This is a genomic window from Nocardia sp. CA-128927 (genome assembly GCF_050955855.1).
In the GTDB taxonomy this organism is placed as follows: Bacteria; Actinomycetota; Actinomycetes; order Mycobacteriales; family Mycobacteriaceae; genus Nocardia.
Genome location: NZ_CP192087.1, coordinates 7,147,543 through 7,168,550 on the forward strand (window position 1 = coordinate 7,147,543; position 21,008 = coordinate 7,168,550).

Genomic DNA, 21,008 nt, shown 5'->3' on the forward strand with positions numbered 1-21,008 from the left:
GGGAGTAACGAACTACTCGATTCGCTCACCGAACCAGGCCGGTCCGAACGGACCCGCCGCGACCCCGTACGGAGTCGCGGCGGACCGGGCTCGCTACGTCCAGGAGGGATAGCGAGGGTTCATCAGCGAGGACTCAGGCGCCCGGACGTTTGCCGTGGTTGGCCTTGTTCTTGCGTCGGGCGCGTTTCTTGTTCGCGCGCTTGGACACTGACGTACCTACTTTCGTCGTGCGGTAGGGTTTATCCGGCGAGCACCGGCTGACGGCTCCACGCCGCGAGCCGCGCGCGGGCACGCGAATTACGCACCAGCGCAGCTGCTTTCGCCTGTTCGATGCCGTCGTAGTAGCCGCCGTTCACCACGGGCGTCGACGAAGCGCTCAGCAACGCGAGCAGATCCGCGGCCCCGTCGACGGGCGCGGCGGCGTGACTGCGCAGCTGCGGCATGTCGAGCTCGAAATCGGAGGGGCACACACTGATCGCGGTGAGCCCGGCCGGGCCGGTCTCCGCGAGCGAGCGGGTGAACATCGTCAACGCCAGTTTGGACTGGGCATACACGGACATCGGGGTGTAGATACCGCGGTTACGGTCCAGGTCGGAGTAGTCGATGTTGCCGCCGACGTGCAGCCGCGAGGTCACGTTGACGACCCGGCCGTGCGCCGCCGCGATCGCGGTGGCCAGGGCGAGGGTCAGCCGTTGCGGCGCGAGATAGTTGAACTGCATGGTCAGCTCGTTGCGGTCTTCGGTGTGCGAGCGCCGCTGCAAGCCGGGCATGGCCGCGGCGTTGATCAGTGCGTCGAGCGCGGGCACCGTCGCGGCCAGCATCCCGGCCAGCTCGTCCACCTCGGCCAGCTTGGTGAAATCGGCGTGCACCATGCGGAGGCGGTGCGCCTGCGCGCCGTCCGCGAGCAGTCGTTCCAGTGCGTCGTCGGCGAGTTCCTTGTCCTGGGCGTGCAGGATGACGGTGGCGCCGTCGGCCGCCAGACGCTTCGCGGTCGCGTAACCGAGGCGTTCATCGACGCCGGTCACCAGCACAATCCGGCCGTCGGACGAGAATTCGGACATAGCTCTCCTATCGGGGAGCGTGCGCCCCGGCCACAGCGGTCACGAAAGACGCACGCGGAGAATGGATCCGCGAGACGAATCGCGGATGCTGAACACGCACACCGAAGCACCGGTCATATGCGCGAAGAAGATGCCGCGCAGCACAATTCGGCCGCGCGGTGAATGGGTCAGACCGAACCGGGACTCGGCGGTTCGTCCTCACTCCCGAAGCCGACACGCTCCAGGGCAGACGGGAGATCCCGCTCGAGACACACGGCAACCCCGGGCAATCCGCGCAGCGCGCGACAAAGGCCGAAAGTTGCGGTCATACCGCGATATAACCCCCTCCGGCGACCCCGGACAAGAGATCCACCCCCGCATTGACACATCCCTAACGCATCCACCCCTCCCCGGCATCCACACACGCTCGGGATCGCAGTTGGAACCGGAAACGGTGGCGCGGACTGCGGTCGACCCCGCCCGCAGAGCCCACAGAGCGTGCATACCTGTCACAAGGAGCGCCAATCCCCTGTGAAAGGTATGCACGCTCTGTGGAACCCGCGCAAGCCGCCGGGGCGTGCTGGGTGGGGCTACTGCGCCGACTCCAGGCTGGTGAGCAGTGCGCGGGCGAGGCGGTCGAGTTCGCTGCGGTCCGTCGCGGAAAGCACTGCGAGCATGCGGGTTTCGTTCTCGGCGTGTGCGGTGACGACCCGGTCGATGAGTTTGCGACCGTCGTCGGTCAACGCGACGCGCACGGCCCGGCGGTCGTCCGGATCGGCGATCCGCCGGACCAGCCCGGCCGACTCGAGCCGATCGAGCCGCCCGGTCATACCCGCGCGCGACAGCATCAGCGTGTCGGCGAGCACGGACGGGTTGAGCTCATACGGCTCGCCCGAACGACGCAGGGCCGCAAGCACATCGAACTCGCCCCGCTGCAAGCCGTGCGCGGTGAACACCGACTCGACCACCCGCTGGCCCACGATGAGCAGGCGGGCGAGGCGGCCGAGAATCGCCATCGCCTCCAACTCCAGATCGGGTCGTTCGCGCCGCCACTGATCGATGATCACGTCGACGGGATCGTCCCCCGCCGCGCCGACGGCGAACGCCGCGACCGACGGTCGAGCGGATGCCGGGGTCTCCGGCGCGTCACCCATGGGCTTGCGAAATCAGTCGAGTCTCAGCCATGGACAAGATTCTATTCGCTGATATATAGTTCGGTAGCGAATTATAAATCACCGAACTACTTGGAGCGCAGCATGAGCACCACCACCCCCCGCATGGACGTCGCGATCCGGCAGACGCAGGACGCCGAGACACTGGGTACCGACGCGGTCACCATGCGGCTACTCCTCGATGCCGCCGACACCGACGGCACGCTGAGCACCCTCGAGGTCACCATGCGCCAGGGCGCGGACGGTGCGTCGCCGCACTACCACACGAGCTCGGACGAGCTGTTCTATGTCGCCGACGGCGAATTGCAGCTGCTGGCCGGCGACAGGATCGTCACCGTGGGCGCGGGCGGCTCGATCGTGGTGCCGAAGTTCATGCCGCACGCGTTCGGCGCCACGCCCGACAGCTCCGCGCGAATCATGATCGCGCTCATGCCCGGCGTGCAGCGCTTCGAGTACTTCCGGCTGCTCGACCGCATCGCCAAGGGTGAATCGACCCTGGCCGACCTCGCGGCGGCGCAGGAGGAGTACGACAACCACTTCGTCGACGCGCCGAACTGGTGGGCCGAGCGCAACGCCAACCGCCGCTGAGGCGGCGGCACAATTCGACTGTGGCCAACCCGTCGTTGCAGGTCGGAACAACGCCGACCGCGAAGGAGGTTCGCAGGAGATGACCTTTTCCGTCCCGATCGTCGTCCGCGGTTACGAGCTCGACACGCAAGGACACCTGAACCAGGCGGTCTATCTGCAGTACACCGAACACGCCCGGTGGGAACTGTTCCGTGCGGGCGGTGTGCCGCAAGAAAAACTCATCGCCGGTGGCATCGGACCGGTCGTGCTGGAAACAACGATCAAATACCTCAGGGAGCTCCGTAGCGGCGACGAGGTCACCGTTTCGGTCGACTTCGAATGGTCGACCGGTAAGACCTTTCGATTCCGGCACGAGATCCGCAAACTCGACGAGACCGTCGCCGCCGAGATATCGACGACCGCCGGCCTGCTCGATCTCACCGCCCGCAAGCTCGTGGCCGCGCCGGGCGAACGCCTCGCGACCCTCGCCGAGCGCCCCGACCTGCTCGGTCTTTGAGGACGTACGTGCGGATGCACAGCCGCCAACCCCCGGCAACGCTTCGCCCACCCTTTCCGTTCAGAAGTAGCTAAACGGTTGCGCAGAATCTAAACCTGGTGTACCGAAAATCTTTCGGCGCTAGCGCATCCGGTATCGAAATCCGGTTTGCCACCGGCCGTGAAATCTCCCGATCCGATCCGGCCCGGCCCTGTTGCGCGATATGATCCAGTTCACGCTCGGGGGTCGTGGCAAATCGCGAGCAGATCGGAGAAACAGTTATGACCGACGCACTCCGCCTCCCCGGCACCGCGCCGAAGAGTGACCGCGTTCCGCCGCTCCAGGGTTTGCTGGTAGCGGAGTCGGAACGCGAAATCACCGTGCGCGTCGCCGAGGGAACGTGGACGTTCTGTCGGTCCGACGTGTTGCGGGTGCTCGATTCGCCGCTGCCCGACGGTTTCTCCGTGCCCGATGGCGTCGCCACCGTGCCCGACGGAGTCCCCACTGAACACAGTGGTCGTCCCGTCCTGGTGGACATCCGTGCGGGCGCCACCGCCGACTTCACCCGTCGCCTGCGCATCGATGTCGTAGACCGCCCGATGACGCTCACCGAGACCCCGTCCGCGGCGCTCGGCGACGAGCAGTTACAGGAGCTCACCGAAATCTGGGCCGACAGCCTGCAACTCGCCGACCTCACCGGCGCGCACGGCGCGACCTTCACCTACTGCCAGACCAAGTCGCTCGCGACCAGCGACGACGGCATCAACTGCGACAGTCTCGACTGAGCGGTGCATGCATGACGGCACGCCGGGCGAGCTCGGTCCTCATAGTGTCGGAATCCGACGATCTACACGCCACCGCGATGGCGGCGACGCTGCGAGAACACCACGCGCTCAACGCGATTCACCTCGACCTGCGCGACTTCCCGCGCGAGTCGGGCAGTTTCCGGCTGGATCGGCTCGGTACCGCACGCTCCCTCTCGCACCTGATCGGACTCGACGACGTGCGCTCGGTCTGGTGGCGCCGACCGCACCCCAGCCAGGTACCCGGCGGCGTGCGCGCCGCCGACGACGAGTTCCGCCAGGCCGAATGCGACAGCTTCATCCAGGGCATGCTCTGGTCCATTCCGGCCAACTGGGTCAACGACCCCGGCGCCGACCGCACCGCGGCCCGCAAGATCGTGCAGCTGGAGACCGCGCTGCGCGCCGGGTTCGCGGTACCGGAGACGCTGATCACCAACGATCCGGACGAGGCTCGCAGCTTCGCCGAATCCCGGCCCGGCCCAGTCGTTTACAAACGCACCGGGACCAGCCGCGCCGAATTCGCGGAGACCAGGATCATCACCGAGGCCGACTACGGCAGGCTGGACGGTATCCGGTCCGCGCCGACCACCTTCCAGGACTACGTCGACGCCGAGTGCGATCTGCGGGTCGTCTGGGTGGACGGTGTCGAATGGACCGTGCGCATCGACTCGCAGGCCGGTGTCGGCCGGGTCGACTCGCGGCTGGACACCTCGGTCGATTTCGTGCCCGAGCATCTGCCCGCCTCGGTGAGCAAGTCGCTCGCGACGTTGATGGGCGCGCTCGGATTGTCCTTCGGCGTCTTGGACATTCGGCTCGGCCTCGACGGCGAGTACTACTTCCTCGAGGTCAACCCGCAGGGACAGTTCGCGTACCTGGAGATCAAGACCGGTCTGCCCATTTTCCGCAGCCTGGCCAACCTGCTCGTCGACGGCGACGGAGCTGTCAGCGGGTACTGACGGCGATCGGGCTGCACCGCACCGACTTCGGGCGTGACAACCACCGTCGGACAGTCGCTGACCGGCATCGAGCAGCCGGAAACATCAGCGGGCGTAGCCCATCCGGCGCGCGAGACCGGATCAGGTTGTGCCGACACGACAGTCGTCGGCAGCGCGTCGACCAGCGGACCTGGTGCGCATCGACCAGCAGATCGGCAGCGGGTTACCGGCGGGCCGGGTCTGTTAAGCACCCGGCCCGCCGGAACTCACCGGTATCGGCGAAAAACATACCGCCGAAACCGGTTTCGAGTTCTCCGGACCTACTGACTCTTACGGCGGTTCGCACCGCCGCGACTGCGGAGTTGCACATGCGACTCCACCAGTACGTTGTGGATGAAGCCGTAGGAGCGACCGGTTGCTCGCGCCAGCGAGCGAATGCTCGCCCCTGCCTCGTACTGCTTCTTCAACTGGGTCTGTAGGCGGTCCCGGGACTTCCCCGTGACGCGTGTTCCCTTACCCAGGGTGGCTTTGACTTGCGTGGGCCTGTCGCTCATGGCTTCCTCCGAGTCGCCGAGCAGCTCTTTCCAGGCTAAGCACTCGAGGGTCCGTGATCAACGGATTCTTGTGATGAAAGTCACGCAAGCTGAATAAGTTCCAAATAGTCGGCGGACCAATGGTCTTCCGAACCGTCCGGTAGCAAGATCACGCGCTCCGGCGAGAGCGCCTCCGCGGCACCCGGATCGTGCGTGACCAGCACGACCGCGCCCGCGTAAGTGCGCAGCGCATCGAGCACCTGCTCGCGCGACACCGGATCCAGGTTGTTGGTCGGTTCGTCGAGCAACAGCACGTTCGCGGCCGAGGAGACCAGCCCGGCCAGCGCGAGGCGGGTCTTCTCACCACCGGACAGCGTGCCCGCGGGCTGCTCCAACTGGGGACCGGTGAACATGAACGCACCGAGCAGGCTGCGCAGGCTCTGCTCCCCCGCGTCCGGCGCGGCGTGCCGGATGTTCTCCCACACGCTGGCTTGATCGTCGAGGGTGTCGTGCTCCTGTGCGAAGTACCCGACCTTCAGGCCGTGTCCGGGTACCAGGTTGCCCGCGGTCGGTTGTTCGACCCCGGCGAGCATCCGCAGCAGTGTGGTCTTGCCCGCGCCGTTGAGGCCGAGCACCACGACCCGGCTGCCGCGGTCGATCGCAAGGTCGACGCCGGTGAAGATCTCCAGCGAGCCGTAGACCTTGGTCAGGTTCTCCGCCATCAGCGGTGTCTTGCCACAGGCAGCGGGCTCGGGGAACTTGATCCTGGCCACCTTGTCGGCGACGCGCACGTCGTCGAGCTCGGCCATCAGTCGATCGGCGCGCTTGGCCATGTTCTGTGCCGCAGTGGCTTTGGTGGCCTTGGCACCGAGCTTGGCCGCCTGGATGCGCAGCGCGCCCGCCTTCTTCTCGGCGTTGGCGCGTTCGCGACGGCGGCGCTGTTCGTCGGTGGCGCGGGCGTCCAAGTATTTCTGCCAGGTCATGTTGTAGACGTCGGCCTCACTGCGCACCGCGTCCAGGAACCACACCTTGTTCACCACGTCGGCGAGCAGTTCCACATCGTGGCTGATCACGATCAGACCGCCGTTGTGGTTCTGCAGGAACCCGCGCAGCCAGGTGATCGAGTCGGCATCGAGGTGGTTGGTCGGCTCGTCGAGCAGTAGGACGGTGTCGGAGCGACCGCCGCTGCCGTCGGAGGCGGCGAACAGGATGCGCGCCAACTCGATTCGGCGGCGCTGACCGCCGGAGAGGGTGCGCAGCGCCTGGGCGAGCACCCGGTCGGGCAGGCCCAGGCTGTTGCAGATGCGGGCAGCGTCGCTCTCCGCGACATAGCCGCCGAGCGCGGAGAACTGCTCCTCCAGGCGGCCGTACTTGCGGACCGCCTTGTCGCGTTCGGCCTCGTCGGCCACCTCGGCCATCAGCGCCTGCTGCTTCTCCATGTCGCGCATCAGCGTGTCCAGACCGCGGGCGGAGAGCACCCGGTCGCGGGCGAGGATGTCGAGGTTGCCCTCGCGCGGATCCTGCGGCAGGTAGCCGATATCGCTGGAGCGCAAAATCTTTCCGGCGTACGGCTCGCCCTCGCCCGCCAGGATGCGCAGTGTGGTGGTCTTGCCAGCACCGTTGCGTCCGACCAGTCCGATCCGGTCGCCGGACTGCACCCGCAGGGCCGGTCCGGGGGCCGACAGCAGGGTGCGGACTCCGGCCCGGACCTCCAGGTCGGTCGCGGTGATCACAGATTTCTCCTCGCGGATCAGTGGTGCTGGGCGGTAGCTACTCGATTGTGCGACGCGATATGCACAAGAACCACTGATTTTACCTGGGTCCGGCGACCGGTTTTACCCGCGGCGACGCACATGTGACGGCGCTAACTGAACGGCGAGTAGCCTGCCGATGCATGAGTGAGCGCAGCGAACGCAAAAACAACACAGCTACCGCGGTAGTCACGGCGGAGCCGAGCGTTAGCGAGGTGGAGTCGTGAGTACCGATCTGTTGGGGAAAAGCGCGCTGGTCTCGGGGGCTAGTCGAGGCATTGGCAAAGCCGTCGCGGCGGAACTGTTGAGCCGTGGTGCGAACGTGCTGATCACCGCCCGTAAGAAGGACCCGTTGGAGGAGACCGCCGCAGACCTGCGGGCCCTCGGACATCAAGGCGAGGTCGTCGCTTTGGCAGGCAACTCAGGCCACGCCGAAGATCGCGCGGCAGCTATCGATCGGCTGATGGCCGAATTCGGTTCGGTGGGCATCCTGATCAACAACACCGGCATCAACCCGGTGTTCGGCTCGCTGATGGAAGCCGATCTCGACGCCGTACGCAAGATCTTCGACGTGAACGTCGTCGCGGCGCTCGGCTACATCCAGCAGGCGTTCAAAGCCTGGATGGGCGAGCACGGTGGCGCGGTCGTCAATGTCGCCAGCGTCGCGGGCATCCGATCGTCCGGCGTGATCGCCGCATACGGCGCATCGAAGGCCGCCCTGATCCGGCTCACCGACGAACTCGCCTGGCAGCTCGGCCCGAAGATCCGGGTGAACGCCGTCGCGCCAGGCGTGATCAAAACGAAGTTCGCCGACGCGCTGTACTCCGACGACGAGGAGCGGGCGGCGAGCATCTACCCGATGAAGCGGCTCGGAACACCCGAGGACGTCGCCCGGCTGATCGGTTTCCTGGTCTCTGACGAGGCCGCGTGGATCACCGGCGAGACCGTGCGGGTGGACGGCGGGTTGCTGTCCACCGGCGGACTCTGACCGTTCAAAACGCGGCGTGACGTCGGACGTCATCGTCTGCGGGCTCGGGCCTGCAGGCCGAGCGCTGGCGCATCGTTGCCTGGCACGTGCTCTGTCGGTCACCGTGGTCGATCCGGCGCCCGATCGGCAGTGGTCCGCGACCTACGGGGCGTGGGCCGACGAGTTGCCCGGATGGCTGGACCCAACGACCATCGCGGCCACGGTCGACCAGCCGATCGCCTGGGCAACCCGTACGCATCGGATCGACCGGCCTTACGTCGTGCTCGATACGTCCGGGCTACAGAAGTCCCTCGAGCTGACCGGTGCCGAGATCGTCGCGGACCGCGCGGTGGGACTCACCCCTGACACGGTGGCACTGGCCTCTGGACGATCGCTGACGGCTCGACGGGTCATCGACGCACGTGGGATTGCCCGCTCTCCCGCATTCGCCGAGCAGACGGCATACGGCCTCGTGCTCGACGCGCAGCAGTGCGCGGGACTCGAGCCGCTGTTCATGGACTGGCGCGCGGACAACGGCGCACCCGCCGACGCGCCGCGCTCGTTCCTCTATGCCGTGCCGCTCGGCGGCGGGGCGATGCTGCTGGAGGAAACCTGCCTGGCCGGTCGTCCTGCGCTCGACAGCACTGCGTTGCGCGACCGCCTGCACCACCGATTGCGTTCCCGCGGAATCGAATTCACCGGCGAGGAGCGGGTCGAGCGGGTCCGTTTCCCGGTAGAGGGCGGGCGACCGGGACGAAACTCCTTCGGCGCGGCAGGCGGATTCGCCCACCCGGCCACCGGTTACAGCGTGGCCACATCTCTGTCCGCGGCCGATGCCGTCGCAGCCGGAGCAGGGACGTGGCCCGTGTCGGCGCGCGCCGTGTATCGCCTCCGCGCGGCCGGCCTGCGCGCCTTACTCGCGCTACCACCAACCGACCTCCCGGTCTTCTTCGACGCCTTCTTCACCATGCCGCTCACCGCGCAGCGCGCCTACCTGTCCGAGCGAACCGACCTGACCGGCACCGTTACCGCCATGCGCACGCTTTTCGGCGCACTCCCGCCCCAACTGCGTCGGCGCGTCGCAGCCGCGACACTCGGGATGCGCATTCGCTCGCGTATTCGAATACCGTCCGCCATCATGGAAGAATGAGTGGGCCTTACCGTCCAGCACTCATCCGTTCCGAGGCACCGAATCGGTGAATCGCGGACGAGGTACCCGCGTCGAGGGGATGCATCAGTGAGGTCGATCTGGAAGGGCTCGATCGCTTTCGGGCTGGTGAACGTCCCGGTCAAGGTCTATACCGCGACCGAGGACCACGACATCCGATTCCATCAGGTGCACGCCAAGGATGGGGGTCGGATCAAGTACGACCGCGTCTGCACGGTGTGCGGCAAGTCCGTGCAGTACGCCGATATCGACAAGGCGTACGAGTCACCCGAGGGCGACAAGGTCATTCTCACCGACGAGGACTTCGCCAAACTGCCCGCCGCCGAGAAGCACGAGATCCCGGTGCTGCAGTTCGTGCCGTCCGAGCAGATCGACCCGATCCTGTTCGACAAGAGCTACTACCTCGAGCCCGATTCCAGCACGCCCAAGGCGTACGTGCTGCTGGCGACGACGCTGGAACGCATCGACCGCACCGCGCTCGTGCACTTCACGCTGCGGCAGAAGACCAGGCTCGCCGCGCTGCGGGTGCGCGACGGAATGCTGGTGTTGCAGACGCTGCTGTGGCCGGACGAGGTGCGCGAGGTCGAATTCGAATCCCTCGACGGCGTCGCCGCGCCGAAACCGCAGGAAATCAAGATGGCCGAGACGCTGGTCGAGACCATGTCGGACGATTTCGATCAGGACCAGTACACCGACGAGTACCAGATCGAACTCAAGCGGCTCCTCGACGAGGCCATCGCCAGCGGCACCGGCAAGGTGCCCGAGCAGCCCGAGTCCGCGCCCGCCGAGATGGACGCGGAGGTGGTCGACCTGGTCGCCGCGCTGCAACGCAGCCTGGAGGCCAGTGGTCGGCGCGCGGCGGGCGGCGCCGAGGACAACGGCAAGGCGAAACCGGCGAAGAAGGCGGCGGCCAAGAAGACCGCCGCGAAGAAGGCCGACGCGAAGCCCGTGAAGAAGGCCGCCAAGAAGACCGCCGCCCGCAAGGGCGCGTGACGGCAGCACCGCATCCTGCTGGCAAACTATCGGCATGGATTCTGCCGTTGTGATCGTCCCGATGGGTCTCGGCCACCTGCGCCAGGTCCTCGATCTCGGTCACGAAGTCTTCGACATCACCGCCAAGCCGTACACCTCCTGGTCGCTGACCTCGGTGGCCGAGCACCTCGACAGCCCGGACAACGCCTGCTGGGTCGCGCTCGATTCCGACCGCGTGGTCGGTTTCGTGCTCGGGTCCATGGAATTCGAGAACCGGGACGACTGGGCCTACCTCGAATGGATCGCCGTCGCGCCGGATATGCAGGGGCACGGCATCGCGCGACGGCTGGTGGATGTCTGCTCGGAGGCGTTGTTCGCGCGCGGTGCGCGGCGCATCGTCACCGATGTGGAAGACCGCAACGTGGCCTCGACGGCGTTGATGACGCGCAGCGGATTCAAGGCGGCCGCCACGGTGACGCTGTTCGTCCGCCCGAATCCCAATGACCCCGATCCGGATTCGCAGATCACGCCGGCAGCCATCGCGCCGGGCAACAAGCGCGCGCTGATCCGCCGGGGTCGGCTGGCCGGTGACAACCGGATGGCCCGCTAGCTCAGAACATGCCGTTCGGGATCTGCTCCTCGTCCGGTACCGGTTGCAGCACATGCCAGTGCTCGGTGATCAGGCCGTCGACCAGCCGCCAGACGTCGATGACGGCGGCGCCGCGCGCGTCGTGCTGCGGAATCAGGTGGTAGTGCACGGCCACGTAGTCGTCGTCGGCGATGACCCGTTTGATGTCGAGTTTCGCGGTGGCGACCGGGGAGTTGGCGGTGAACTCGATGAAAGCGTCTCTGCCGGCAGGGTTTCCGGGGGCGTGCTCGCGGAAGTTCTCGTCCAGCAGCGCCCGCATGCCGTCGAGGCTGCCCTCGGCGAATTCCGCGAGGCCCTGTAGGACGAGGTTCTTGTTTCGGGTGGCGAGGTCGTTTGTCATGCGGCAACCGTGGCAGTCGCGGCCGCGGGCTGTCGATTACCAGGGATGTAATGGCCGGGCGGCCGATCGCGCGGCGATACTGGCGGGGTGGATCACGATCATCGTCCGGTCGGTGCGCTGCTGCGCGAGTGGCGGGTCCGGCGCGGGCTGAGCCAGCTCGAGCTGTCCATTCAGGCCGACATCTCGACCAGGCACGTGAGTTTCGTCGAGACCGGGCGGACCATCCCCAGTGCGGTGATGGTCGAGCGGTTCGCCGAGCAGCTGAACATTCCACTGCGCGAACGCAATCGGCTGCTGGTCGCGGCCGGGCACGCGCCCGTCTATCGGCATCGGGCGCCGGACGACCCTGAGCTGGCTCGGGCGCGCGACGCCGTGCGGCGGGTGCTCGACGTGCACGAGCCCTTCCCCGCGCTGGCCGTCGACCGCCGCTGGAACCTGCTGTTCGCGAACACCGCGACGCGCGTCTTCTTCGACGGTGTGGACCCGACCTTGCTCCACCCGCCGACCAACATGATGCGGATCGGACTGCACCTCAACGGTTTCGCGCGCCGCCTGCGCAATCTGGATCAGGTGCGCGGTTTCCTGCTGCCGCGCCTGGCCCGCCAAGCCGCGCAGACCGGTGATCCCGAACTGCGTGCCCTGTACGACGAATTGAGCTCGTACTACCCCGCCGTCGAGCCGATCCCGATCGATCCGGCGGAAGTCGCACTGCCCATCCGAATCCGCCACGGCGACACCGATCTGTGCTTCTTCAACACGATCACCACCTTCGGCGCCGCCTTCGACATCACTCTCGACGAGATCGCCGTCGAAGCCTATTTCCCTTCCGACGCTGCGACTTCGGACTACCTGCACGCCCTCGCCCAGGAGCCCGCGACCACGCCCTGACAGCTCAAACCGCGGCTGCCGCCTTACCCTGCTCGAAGAACTCCAGCAAGCTTGCGGCCGAGTCCACTTCCGCGCGCGGACGGAACGCACCGAAGGAAGCGTTCCAGAACTCACCGGTGCGTGGCGTCCACGGACCGACGTAGGCATACGGCCCCGGATGGAATGAATCTCCTGGCGAGACACCGTAATTCACTTCGTCGATCGTGATGGACAGATCGAAATGCTCCGGCCACAGCACCGGCGTCACATCCGGTGCCAAAGCGCGCAAAGCCTTGTCCCCCAGTGCAAACCAATCCCCGATCAGCCGCGCCGCATCGGGATCGATATCCATCACACTGTCGGGATCGACCCCCGTCGTGTCCTTGTACACCCCTTTCGGCGCCTCCGCCTCGAACCCCGCCTGCCGTCCGATCTCCCGATAGGTCCCGTGCAGCGGCGCCCGCCCCGCTGCCCACACCAACTCCGCTCCGACCACCGAAACCGGCCACAGCACACCCCCGAACCCCTGGTGCACCGCCCGCAACCGAATCGTCCCCTGCTGCCGATACTGCGGCCCCGCAATCAACAACTCCGCCACCGCATGCAACGCCTGCCGCGACCGTACATAAATCTGCTCGTCCACACCGGAATCATGTCCGGCGTGTACGCCAACCGCAGGGATTTCGCCTAGGGCTTAGCTTCTTCCTCCGGAACTGCCACACCCAGATGCGACGCGATTGCGGCAATCGCTACGCCCTGGTCGCTCATGTCGTGCCTCAACCCGAGCAGTTGGTCTTTGTTCGCAGATCCATCATCAACGAGCTCTTCCAGCTGATGTCGCATACTCATCACGCGTAGTTGCAGCGTCGTGATCCGGCTACGAACATCCTTGAAAGCGTCGCCCGGCGAGAACGTCGTCTCGCCGCTGTCCCCTACCAGTCTTTCGAGCACGCACACCCTGGCCTCGAGATCTTCCAGCGTTACAGACATAGAACCCCCTTGCCTTGTCGAACCCCATCCGTCCTGCGGTGTCGCCGCGCACAGCCCTTCTGGCAGCGCGGGGACGTCACCGGAGGACGGAGTGGGGTTTCTCGTCTACGTACTAGTTCTCGTCCTGGGGAGTAGCGATCCCGAGGTGCGCCACGATCGCGCCGATGCCTCGCTTCAGATCCGAAACATCGCTTTTGACCGTTGCGAATTCACCTCGGAACGTTGCGAATTCACCTCGAACCGTTGCGAATTCGTCTCGAATCTCATGCCTGAAGGCCCCCATGTCTTGCTTCAACCCCGACACATCCTGCTTCAGCACGGACACGTCCTGCTTCAACACAGACACGTCCACCTTCAACACAGACACGTCCTGCTTCAACACAGACACGTCCACCTTCAACACAGACACGTCCACCTTCAACACAGACACGTCCACCTTCAACACAGACACGTCCTGCTTCAGCACAATGACGTCGTCCTTCAGCACCGAGACGTCCGGTTCGACCTTCTTGACGATCTCGAGGATCCCCACGATTTTGTCCTGGTAGACCGCCCGGTCGTCCTTCCAGGAGGCCATCCAGGACTCGTACCTCTCCTCCAACGAACTCACCCGCTCCTCCAGAACCGACGGTGTTGCAGACATCTAGCCCCCTGTCTCGAATGGAATGAGGCCCCAGTTTGGGCCGGGCACCGGCCGACACGCAAGGCGAATTGGCACCGAATTTCGCAGAATCTGCCGAGGTTCCAAAATCGACCACTAGTACGTTCCAAGCAGGGAATTCCGTTTACAGGAATGTGACCCGAACGTGCGCGGTGGGAGGTCCGCGCGTTCCATGCTGGGAGCGGTTGTCGGCTACTGGAAGGACGGCTCGTCGTGGAGTTTCAGGTTCCTGTCATCGATATCTCCGCCTACATCGGCGGTGCGAGTGCTGCGGAGCGGGCGGTGGTTGCGCGGCAGATCGACGAGGCGGCGCAGCGCGTTGGGTTCATGCAGATCCGCGGGCATGGGATCGCGCAACCGGTGCTCGATGAGTTCGCGGCCGCGCTCGATGACTTCTTCGCGCTCGATCAGGCGACGAAGGAGAGGTATCGAGCGGGGGTCGAGTTCAATCGTGGCTACTCGCCGCCCAAGAGCGAGAGCCTGAGTTTGAGCCTCGGGGTGGCGTCGGCGACGCGGATGAACGATTTCTTCGAGGCGTTCAATATCGGCACCACCACTGCCGATTACCCGGAGTTGGACTTGCCTGCGGCGGCGGGTTACGCCGAAAACGTATGGCCTGCACAGCTTCCCACGTTCCAGCAGCGAGTGCTGACGTACTACGCCGAGGCCGCGCGCGTCGCGGGCACACTCACCACCATCTTCGCCGACGCCCTCGACCTGCCTGCCGGCTACTTCGACTCCTTCACCGATCACTCGCTGAATGTGTTGCGAATGAACAACTATGCGCTGCCGCCGGGCAACCTCGACCTCGACGGCGAACTCAAGGGCATGGGCGAGCACACCGATTACGGCGTCGTCACCGTCCTATGGGCCGACCAGGTCCCCGGCTTACAGGTGCTCGGCGCGGACGGCCACTGGCACGACGTGCAGCCCGCCGACGACGCGCTGCTGATCAACCTCGGCGACCTGATGGCCCGCTGGACGAACGAACGATGGCTCTCCACCCTGCACCGGGTAATGCCACCGATCGTCGACGGCACCGTCGAACGTCGCCGCAGCGCGGCGTTCTTCCACGACGGCAACTTCGACGCATTGATCGAGACGCTGCCCTCGTGCATCGGCGACGGCAGCAAGTACGCGCCGATCACGGTCTCCGAACACGTACAGGCGAAGCTCGCCGGTTCCCGTGGCCTGCAACCGAATACGAACGCACCGAGAGAAGCCGCGCGGGCTCTCTCGGCGCGCTCGTAACCGAAACTACTTGCGGAACTTGGCTTCCAGCTCGGTCGCCGCAGCCTGCAGGTCGGCCGGTTCGTTGGTCTTGAAGATGCCCTGATACCCGGACTCGGCACGCACCGCGGCCTCGACCTCCGGATCGTGGTACAGCCGAGCCAGTTTCAGCAGCGTCGGGTTGTCCTTGTCGGCGGCCCGAGCGGCGAAGATGTTGATGTACTGCTTGAGTTCCGGCCGTTCCGGATCGTCGCTGTAGATGGTCTCGTTCTTCGTCAAACCGGCGGGCACGGCGAAGGTGTCGTCGACGAAGGCGGCGTCGACACTGCCGAGCGATTGCGCGGTCAGCGTCGGGTCGATGGGGGTCAGCTTCACCTTCGAGGCCGTGGTGTCCACGTCCTCCAGCTTCGAGTCCCAGCCCGCGTTGCCCTTCAGCACGATCAGACCGGCCGCGGCCAGGCTCAGCAGCGGACGCACCTGGTTGGCCGGGTTGTTGCTCAGCGTGATCTGGCCGCCCTGCGGAATGTCGGCCACCGACTTGTGCTTACGCGAGTACAGCGCCAGCGGGAAGATCTCGGTCGCGCCGACCGGCACCAGGGTGTCGTTGTTGCGGGCGTTGTAGTTGGCCAGGTATCGCACGTGCTGGAACTTGTTGAGATCGATGCGGCGTTGCGCCAGTGCGGGATTGGGCTGGTTGTAGTCGGTGAAGTTGACGAACTCGATGTTGATGCCCTGATCTGCGGCCTTCTTCTTGTATACGTTCCAATGCGGCAGTGCGAGATCGTTCACACCGATGCGAACCACATCGTCGCGGTGCTCCGCGCCACAGGAAACCGAGGCGATGGCCAGGGCGGACAGGATCGGGATCAGCAGTAGTCGGTGCATCAAGCGCATTGCGAGCAAACTAGACGGTCGTCCAAGTTTTCGGAAGGGTTTTGCTCACCACAATCCAAACCGTTGTCTACCCGGTTGCCGGATCGCTTGGATTATCGGGTTCATATCGCGACAAGCATTTTCGGGAGCACGAGTGAAATTCCATCGGGTACTGGCGATCCCGGTCCTGGTAGCCACCGCGGCCCCCACCCTTACGGCGTGCGGTTCTGACGACAAGGCCTCCTCCGACACGGTAGTGCGGATCGGCACCACCGACAAGGACAAAGCCTGGGACGTTTTCGAGCGGAAGGCCAAGGACAAGGGCATCACGCTGAAGATCACCAACTTCTCCGATTACAAGCAACCGAATCTCGCGCTCGCGCAGAAGCAGATCGACGTCAATCTGTTCCAGCACTTGCAGTTCCTTGGTGCCTACAACGTCGCCAACAACGACAACCTGACACCGATCGGCGCCACCTACATCGTGCCGCTCGGCCTGTACTCCAAGAAGCACAAGACGCTCGCGGACCTCCCGCAGGGCGCGGAGATCGCGATCCCGAACGACCCGACCAACCAGGCGCGGGCCCTGTTCGTGCTGCAGGCGGCGGGCTTGCTCAAGCTGTCCTCGGACGTCAAGTCGCCGAGCCCCGCCGACATCGACAAGGGCGCGTCCAAGGTCAAGGTGACCCCGGTCGACGCGGCCCAGACCGCGCTCTCGCTCGCCTCGGTCGACGGCTCGATCATCAACAACACCTTCCTCGAGCGTTCCGGCGTCGACCCCAATGCGGCGCTGTACAAGGATGATCCGAAGAACCCGGCGGCCGAGCCCTTCATCAACGCGCTGGTGACCAGGGCCGAGGACAAGAACAATCCGAAGCTGCTGCAACTGGTCGAGCTCTGGCACGACCCCGAGGTGCAGAAAGCGCACAGCGAGGTCACCAAGAACACCGCCGTCGAGGTGCAGCGCACCGGCCCTGAACTGGAACAGATTCTGCAGCGGGTGCAGCAGACCATCCGCGCCAGCAAGTGACCGACAAGCCGCCTGCTGTCGAGTTCCGTTCGGTCACCAAGGTTTTCGGCAAGGGCGCGGATGCCCAAGTCGCGCTGGACAATATCGATCTGCGGATCGAGGATGGCGAAATCTTCGGCGTGATCGGCTATTCCGGCGCGGGCAAGAGCACGCTCGTCCGGTTGATCAACGCGCTGGAGAAGCCGACCAGCGGCACCGTCGAGATCTCCGGCACCCCGATCACCGGGGTGCGGGAGGCCGAGGTGCGGCGGCTGCGCCGCGATATCGGGATGGTGTTCCAGCAGTTCAACCTGTTCCGATCACGCACGGCCGCAGGCAATGTCGAGTATCCGCTGAAGGTCGCGGGCTGGAAGCGGGCCGAACGCAAGGCGCGGGTCGCCGAGCTGCTGGAGTTCGTCGGGCTGTCCGACAAGGCCCGCAGCTACCCCGACCAGCTCTCCGGCGGCCAGAAGCAGCGGGTCGGCATCGCCCGCGCCCTGGCCACCTCGCCGAAGCTGCTGCTCGCGGACGAATCGACCTCGGCGCTCGACCCGGAAACCACCGGTGAGGTGCTGCGGCTGCTGAAGAAGGTCAACCGTGAGCTCGGCGTCACCATCGTGGTGATCACCCACGAGATGGATGTGATCCGCGCGGTGGCCGACCGGGTCGCCGTGCTCGCGGAGGGCCGGATCGTCGAACTAGCCAGCACCTTCGAGGTTTTCGCGACCCCGCAGGCGGCGCCGACGCAGTCGTTCGTGGAGACCGTGCTGCACAACCGCCCGTCCGCGGACGAACTGCGCAGGCTCGGTGAGCTGCACGGCGGCAGGCTGGTCACGGTCGACATCGATGACCGGCGCGGGATCGGCGCGGCGCTGGCCACCGCGGCGCACGCCGACGTGCGCTTCGAGGTGGTCTACGGCGGCGTCAGCACGTTGCAGGACAAGACATTCGGCAGCGTCACCCTGGCGCTGCACGGCGCCGACGAAGCCATCGCCAAGGTGATCGACGAGCTCGACCGCCGCGCCGACGACCGCGTGCCGGTCGACCAGCCGGACTGAAAGGAGTACCGATGCAACAAGATTGGGACAACCTCCGGCCGGTCCTGACCGAGGCGATCGGCACCACCATCTATCTGGTGCTGATCACCTTCGTGGTCGGCGGACTGATCGGGCTCTTCCTCGGCACCATGCTCTACACCACCCGTAAGGGCGGACTGCTGGCGAACGCGCCGATCAACCTGCTGCTCAACGTGATCGTGAACATCGTGCGGCCGATCCCGTTCATCATCCTGCTCGCGGCGCTCGGCCCGGTGACGTTGGAGGTGGTCGGCACCACCATCGGCACCGACGCCGCGGCGTTCGTGATGATCGTGGCGGCCTCGTTCGCCATCGCGCGGATCGTGGAGCAGAACCTGGTGACGGTCGACCCCGGCGTGATCGAGGCGGCCAGGGCGGTCGGCGCCGGACCGTTGCGCATCATCCTCACGCTGTTGATACCCGAGGCGCTGGGGCCGCTGGTGCTCGGCTACACCTTCGTGGTGATCGGCATCGTCGACATCTCCGCCATGGCGGGCACCGTCGGCGGCGGCGGACTCGGCGACTTCGCGCTGGTCTACGGGTATCAGCGATTCGATTGGGAGGTCACCCTGGTGGCCACGCTGATCATCATCGCGGGCGTGCAGGGCATTCAGTTCTTCGGCAACTGGCTGGCTCGAAAAGTCTTGCGGCGCTGAGTAGCTGGAACCGAACGAGGGGTGTACGTGCTGAGCACGTACACCCCTCGTTCGGTTATGGCGTGCTTACTCCGGCGTGCACTGCGAGTGCAGGATCTCGGCCCGCTTGGGCGCCGAGCTACCGAAGTTCGGGAACGGCGGCGCCAGCGGCCCGAGGGCGGCGATCGCGTTGCGCTCCGCCTCGGCCCGGTTGCGGCCGGTGCCGACGGCCCAGTTGCCGTCCGAAGCGGCCGAGACCGCGCCGCAGCCGTTCGCGAAGCGCACGACGACGAAGCAGTCCCAACTTCCGCATTCGGCCAGCGCGTCGGTGTCCGACGGAGCCCAGCCCGGGTAGTTCCACGCCGCTCCGGTGTCCCCGGTCTTGGGGTTCAGTGCGATCGAACCGTAGTACCTGCCCTCCGAGTCCGGCTCGGCCTGGGCTACGCCCGCACCGGCTGCGACCAATACGGCCGCGGATGACACGACCAGGCCGAGAGCAGCCTTGCGCGACAACGACATTGTGATCCTCCCCGAGAAAGAAATAACTTCGAGTCAGATCATGGGGCACGGCACCCGGATTGTCCAAATCATTCCCAGCCTGAAATATGCGGGGGCACAGAGGCTTTCGAAATGAAATCGTCAGATTGCGGTGCGCATGAAAGTCCGCGACCGTGCCGGGCTCAGCTCGCGTTCTTCGTGCACGAGGAGAGCGCGATAGTGGCCGCCCGCGGCGCGGCACTACCGAGGTCGGGAAAGGGCGGCGCGCTCTCGCCGAGCTTGGCGATCGCCAGCCGCTCCGCCTCTGCGCGCGACGGCGCGGCGTCGGCCGCGAACTGCCCGTCCGCACCCCGCGCGACGGCGCCGCAGCCATCGACGAACCGCACCATGATCTGACAGTCGAAGACGCCACAGTCCCTGATCGCCCGCGCGTCCGCCGCCACCCGGGACGGCTGGTCGGTGGACTCGACGACCTTCCCGGCGCCCGGCGAAACAGCCAGCGTCCCATAGTAATTACCCGCCGCACTCGCCGAGCCCGCCCCCATCGTGAGCGCAGTGGAAGTCAGAGCCGCAGCAAGTGCGGCCCTACCCAGAAGTGACACAGTTCTCCCCGTTTCAAAGAAGTAGACGCGAACCTGATCATCGCCGAGCAACACCCACCATGTCCAGTATTCGCCTGCGCCCCAGCGGTTTCTATCGTTGCGAACGAACCGCCCCATCGAGGCGAGTCAAATGGCTGCCAATTGATCTAGAACAACGACCATTTGACTCGCCTCGATATCTATCCCCAATGGCGAGTTGTGCACAGGGAAGGTGTTTGCGCAGGTGAGGTAGCGCATACCGATGACGGAGGTCGCGATGCTGAGGTGCATGAGGGCACAACTGGAGGGGTTGCGAGACAGGCAGTTCGGCGTCTTCACCGCCGCACAGGTGCTGGTCGAATACACGCGCGCGGAGCTCCGGGCACGCCTGCATCGTGGAGAATGGGTGCGAGTCTTCCACGGCGTATATCGTGAGGCTGGTACGCATCCGGGGCCAGAACTGCGCGTCGAGGCGGCACGCCTGTCGATGGGTTTGCCGGTCTTGGTCGCCGCCTACAACACAGCGGCCGAGTTACACGGCTTCTCGATCGCCGAAAGCAATGCGACGCACGTGCTCGGTGTGCAACTAACTCGCTCGAAACACCTTGTCGTGCATCAGGATCGACTCGATCCCACCCAGGTGGCAATGGTCAACGAAGTATCCACAACCACCGCCGCTCGCACCGCGATCGACACCGCACGCACCTCGAGGCGAATGGACGCGCTGGCCACACTGGACACCGCGACCCGCGTCGGTCTCTCACTCGACGAGCTGAACCACGAACTCGCCCGCCAACACCGACGCCGCGGCTTCCGGCAGGCCGCCGAACTGATCGACTTGGTGGACGGGAGAGCTGAATCACCGATGGAGTCACGCACTCGACTGCGATGCCATGACGCGGGGCTCCCCCGCCCTCAGCCACAGCTGGAGGTCCCGACCCCAGACGGTCCCCGCCGACTCGACCTCGGCTGGTCGCAGTACCGCATCGGTCTCGAATACGACAGCGTCGCTTGGCATTCCGGCCTTCATGCCGCCGCAAAAGACAACGCCCGCCACAACCACCTAGCTACTCAAGGCTGGACGATCTTCTACGCCACTGCCCTAGATGTTCTCCACCAGCCCCAACTCTTCACCGAGCCCATCAGGCAAGCAATCAACCGGCGTCGAGTCGAGTCAAAGGGTCGCTAGATGATC

26 protein-coding genes are annotated in these 21,008 nt (G+C 65.7%); 14 read left to right on the plus strand and 12 right to left on the minus strand.

Annotation, left to right across the window (positions count from 1 at the left end):
- Positions 1–133: 133 nt before the first annotated feature.
- From ACQPW1_RS32795 to ACQPW1_RS32805, 3 genes are all read right to left on the minus strand, one after another.
- A complete protein-coding gene (locus ACQPW1_RS32795) occupies positions 134–208 on the minus strand; it encodes a 50S ribosomal protein bL37 (protein ID WP_375914870.1) in 75 nt (24 codons plus the stop codon).
- A 31-nt stretch (positions 209–239) separates the two neighbouring features.
- Entirely contained in the window at positions 240–1,061 is an 822-nt protein-coding gene (locus tag ACQPW1_RS32800) for an SDR family NAD(P)-dependent oxidoreductase (RefSeq protein WP_433655732.1), read from the minus strand.
- Positions 1,062–1,630: 569 nt separating this feature from the next.
- Entirely contained in the window at positions 1,631–2,194 is a 564-nt protein-coding gene (locus tag ACQPW1_RS32805; RefSeq protein WP_433655734.1) for a MarR family winged helix-turn-helix transcriptional regulator, read from the minus strand.
- A 102-nt stretch (positions 2,195–2,296) separates the two neighbouring features.
- Between ACQPW1_RS32805 and ACQPW1_RS32810 the strand changes: the two genes are divergently transcribed.
- The 4 genes from ACQPW1_RS32810 (at position 2,297) to ACQPW1_RS32825 (ending at position 5,034) form a co-directional block, all read left to right on the plus strand.
- The gene (locus tag ACQPW1_RS32810) at positions 2,297–2,800 is read left to right on the plus strand and encodes a cupin domain-containing protein (RefSeq protein WP_433655736.1); all 504 of its coding nucleotides are present in this window, start codon (positions 2,297–2,299) and stop codon (positions 2,798–2,800) included.
- 79 nt (positions 2,801–2,879) lie between these two features.
- Positions 2,880–3,296 (plus strand): acyl-CoA thioesterase, encoded by a 417-nt coding sequence (locus ACQPW1_RS32815; protein ID WP_433655737.1) that lies wholly within the window; start codon positions 2,880–2,882, stop codon positions 3,294–3,296.
- A gap of 260 nt (positions 3,297–3,556) precedes the next feature.
- A complete protein-coding gene (locus tag ACQPW1_RS32820; RefSeq protein ID WP_433655739.1) occupies positions 3,557–4,060 on the plus strand; it encodes a hypothetical protein in 504 nt (167 codons plus the stop codon).
- An 11-nt stretch (positions 4,061–4,071) separates the two neighbouring features.
- Positions 4,072–5,034: a hypothetical protein gene (locus tag ACQPW1_RS32825; RefSeq protein WP_433655741.1), complete on the plus strand. Its 963-nt coding sequence runs from the start codon at positions 4,072–4,074 to the stop codon at positions 5,032–5,034.
- A gap of 299 nt (positions 5,035–5,333) precedes the next feature.
- Here the strand turns inward: ACQPW1_RS32825 and ACQPW1_RS32830 are convergent, their stop codons facing one another.
- Both ACQPW1_RS32830 and ACQPW1_RS32835 read right to left on the minus strand, forming a co-directional pair.
- Positions 5,334–5,567, minus strand: coding sequence for a helix-turn-helix domain-containing protein (locus ACQPW1_RS32830; RefSeq protein WP_040736162.1), 234 nt, complete (start codon positions 5,565–5,567; stop codon positions 5,334–5,336).
- Positions 5,568–5,647: 80 nt separating this feature from the next.
- Complete coding sequence (locus ACQPW1_RS32835; protein ID WP_433655742.1) at positions 5,648–7,279, minus strand: ABC-F family ATP-binding cassette domain-containing protein; 1,632 nt, start codon at positions 7,277–7,279, stop codon at positions 5,648–5,650.
- A 241-nt stretch (positions 7,280–7,520) separates the two neighbouring features.
- Between ACQPW1_RS32835 and ACQPW1_RS32840 the strand changes: the two genes are divergently transcribed.
- The 4 genes from ACQPW1_RS32840 (at position 7,521) to ACQPW1_RS32855 (ending at position 11,014) form a co-directional block, all read left to right on the plus strand.
- Positions 7,521–8,285, plus strand: coding sequence for an SDR family oxidoreductase (locus tag ACQPW1_RS32840; RefSeq protein ID WP_433655744.1), 765 nt, complete (start codon positions 7,521–7,523; stop codon positions 8,283–8,285).
- Positions 8,286–8,301: 16 nt separating this feature from the next.
- The gene (locus ACQPW1_RS32845) at positions 8,302–9,414 is read left to right on the plus strand and encodes a lycopene cyclase family protein (protein WP_433655746.1); all 1,113 of its coding nucleotides are present in this window, start codon (positions 8,302–8,304) and stop codon (positions 9,412–9,414) included.
- Between the two features lie 87 nt (positions 9,415–9,501).
- Positions 9,502–10,425: a Ku protein gene (locus ACQPW1_RS32850; RefSeq protein ID WP_433655748.1), complete on the plus strand. Its 924-nt coding sequence runs from the start codon at positions 9,502–9,504 to the stop codon at positions 10,423–10,425.
- Between the two features lie 34 nt (positions 10,426–10,459).
- The gene (locus ACQPW1_RS32855; RefSeq protein ID WP_433655750.1) at positions 10,460–11,014 is read left to right on the plus strand and encodes a GNAT family N-acetyltransferase; all 555 of its coding nucleotides are present in this window, start codon (positions 10,460–10,462) and stop codon (positions 11,012–11,014) included.
- Position 11,015: 1 nt separating this feature from the next.
- Here the strand turns inward: ACQPW1_RS32855 and ACQPW1_RS32860 are convergent, their stop codons facing one another.
- Positions 11,016–11,393: a nuclear transport factor 2 family protein gene (locus ACQPW1_RS32860; protein ID WP_433655752.1), complete on the minus strand. Its 378-nt coding sequence runs from the start codon at positions 11,391–11,393 to the stop codon at positions 11,016–11,018.
- A gap of 87 nt (positions 11,394–11,480) precedes the next feature.
- Here ACQPW1_RS32860 and ACQPW1_RS32865 point away from each other — a divergent pair, with 87 nt between their 5' ends.
- Positions 11,481–12,281: a helix-turn-helix domain-containing protein gene (locus tag ACQPW1_RS32865; protein WP_433655754.1), complete on the plus strand. Its 801-nt coding sequence runs from the start codon at positions 11,481–11,483 to the stop codon at positions 12,279–12,281.
- A 4-nt stretch (positions 12,282–12,285) separates the two neighbouring features.
- Here the strand turns inward: ACQPW1_RS32865 and ACQPW1_RS32870 are convergent, their stop codons facing one another.
- From ACQPW1_RS32870 to ACQPW1_RS32880, 3 genes are all read right to left on the minus strand, one after another.
- Positions 12,286–12,903 carry a hypothetical protein gene (locus ACQPW1_RS32870; RefSeq protein WP_433655756.1) on the minus strand — a complete coding sequence of 206 codons (618 nt, stop codon included), beginning with the start codon at positions 12,901–12,903 and terminating at the stop codon, positions 12,286–12,288.
- A gap of 44 nt (positions 12,904–12,947) precedes the next feature.
- A complete protein-coding gene (locus tag ACQPW1_RS32875) occupies positions 12,948–13,250 on the minus strand; it encodes a hypothetical protein (protein WP_433655758.1) in 303 nt (100 codons plus the stop codon).
- Between the two features lie 112 nt (positions 13,251–13,362).
- Positions 13,363–13,893, minus strand: a complete 531-nt coding sequence (locus ACQPW1_RS32880; protein WP_433655760.1) for a hypothetical protein — start codon at positions 13,891–13,893, stop codon at positions 13,363–13,365.
- A 231-nt stretch (positions 13,894–14,124) separates the two neighbouring features.
- Between ACQPW1_RS32880 and ACQPW1_RS32885 the strand changes: the two genes are divergently transcribed.
- The gene (locus ACQPW1_RS32885) at positions 14,125–15,162 is read left to right on the plus strand and encodes an isopenicillin N synthase family dioxygenase (protein WP_433655762.1); all 1,038 of its coding nucleotides are present in this window, start codon (positions 14,125–14,127) and stop codon (positions 15,160–15,162) included.
- A gap of 6 nt (positions 15,163–15,168) precedes the next feature.
- Here ACQPW1_RS32885 and ACQPW1_RS32890 read toward each other — a convergent pair whose 3' ends face one another.
- On the minus strand, positions 15,169–16,035 hold the full coding sequence (locus tag ACQPW1_RS32890; RefSeq protein WP_433655764.1) for a MetQ/NlpA family ABC transporter substrate-binding protein: 867 nt from the start codon (positions 16,033–16,035) through the stop codon (positions 15,169–15,171).
- 133 nt (positions 16,036–16,168) lie between these two features.
- Here ACQPW1_RS32890 and ACQPW1_RS32895 point away from each other — a divergent pair, with 133 nt between their 5' ends.
- From ACQPW1_RS32895 to ACQPW1_RS32905, 3 genes are read left to right on the plus strand one after another with little or no spacing between them, the layout of a single operon-like run.
- Positions 16,169–17,044, plus strand: a complete 876-nt coding sequence (locus ACQPW1_RS32895; protein ID WP_433655766.1) for a MetQ/NlpA family ABC transporter substrate-binding protein — start codon at positions 16,169–16,171, stop codon at positions 17,042–17,044.
- Positions 17,041–18,081 carry a methionine ABC transporter ATP-binding protein gene (locus ACQPW1_RS32900; RefSeq protein ID WP_433655768.1) on the plus strand — a complete coding sequence of 347 codons (1,041 nt, stop codon included), beginning with the start codon at positions 17,041–17,043 and terminating at the stop codon, positions 18,079–18,081. Before ACQPW1_RS32895 ends, ACQPW1_RS32900 begins: the two co-directional genes overlap by 4 nt.
- Positions 18,082–18,092: 11 nt before the next feature.
- Entirely contained in the window at positions 18,093–18,755 is a 663-nt protein-coding gene (locus tag ACQPW1_RS32905; RefSeq protein WP_433655770.1) for a methionine ABC transporter permease, read from the plus strand.
- Between the two features lie 66 nt (positions 18,756–18,821).
- On the opposite strand, the gene ACQPW1_RS32910 is transcribed toward ACQPW1_RS32905, so the two are convergent.
- Positions 18,822–19,253, minus strand: a complete 432-nt coding sequence (locus ACQPW1_RS32910; protein ID WP_433655772.1) for a DUF4189 domain-containing protein — start codon at positions 19,251–19,253, stop codon at positions 18,822–18,824.
- 161 nt (positions 19,254–19,414) lie between these two features.
- Positions 19,415–19,834, minus strand: coding sequence for a DUF4189 domain-containing protein (locus tag ACQPW1_RS32915; RefSeq protein WP_433655774.1), 420 nt, complete (start codon positions 19,832–19,834; stop codon positions 19,415–19,417).
- A 268-nt stretch (positions 19,835–20,102) separates the two neighbouring features.
- On the opposite strand from ACQPW1_RS32915, the gene ACQPW1_RS32920 reads away from it, so the two are divergent.
- Positions 20,103–21,002 (plus strand): type IV toxin-antitoxin system AbiEi family antitoxin domain-containing protein, encoded by a 900-nt coding sequence (locus ACQPW1_RS32920; RefSeq protein WP_433655775.1) that lies wholly within the window; start codon positions 20,103–20,105, stop codon positions 21,000–21,002.
- Positions 21,003–21,008: the final 6 nt, after the last annotated feature.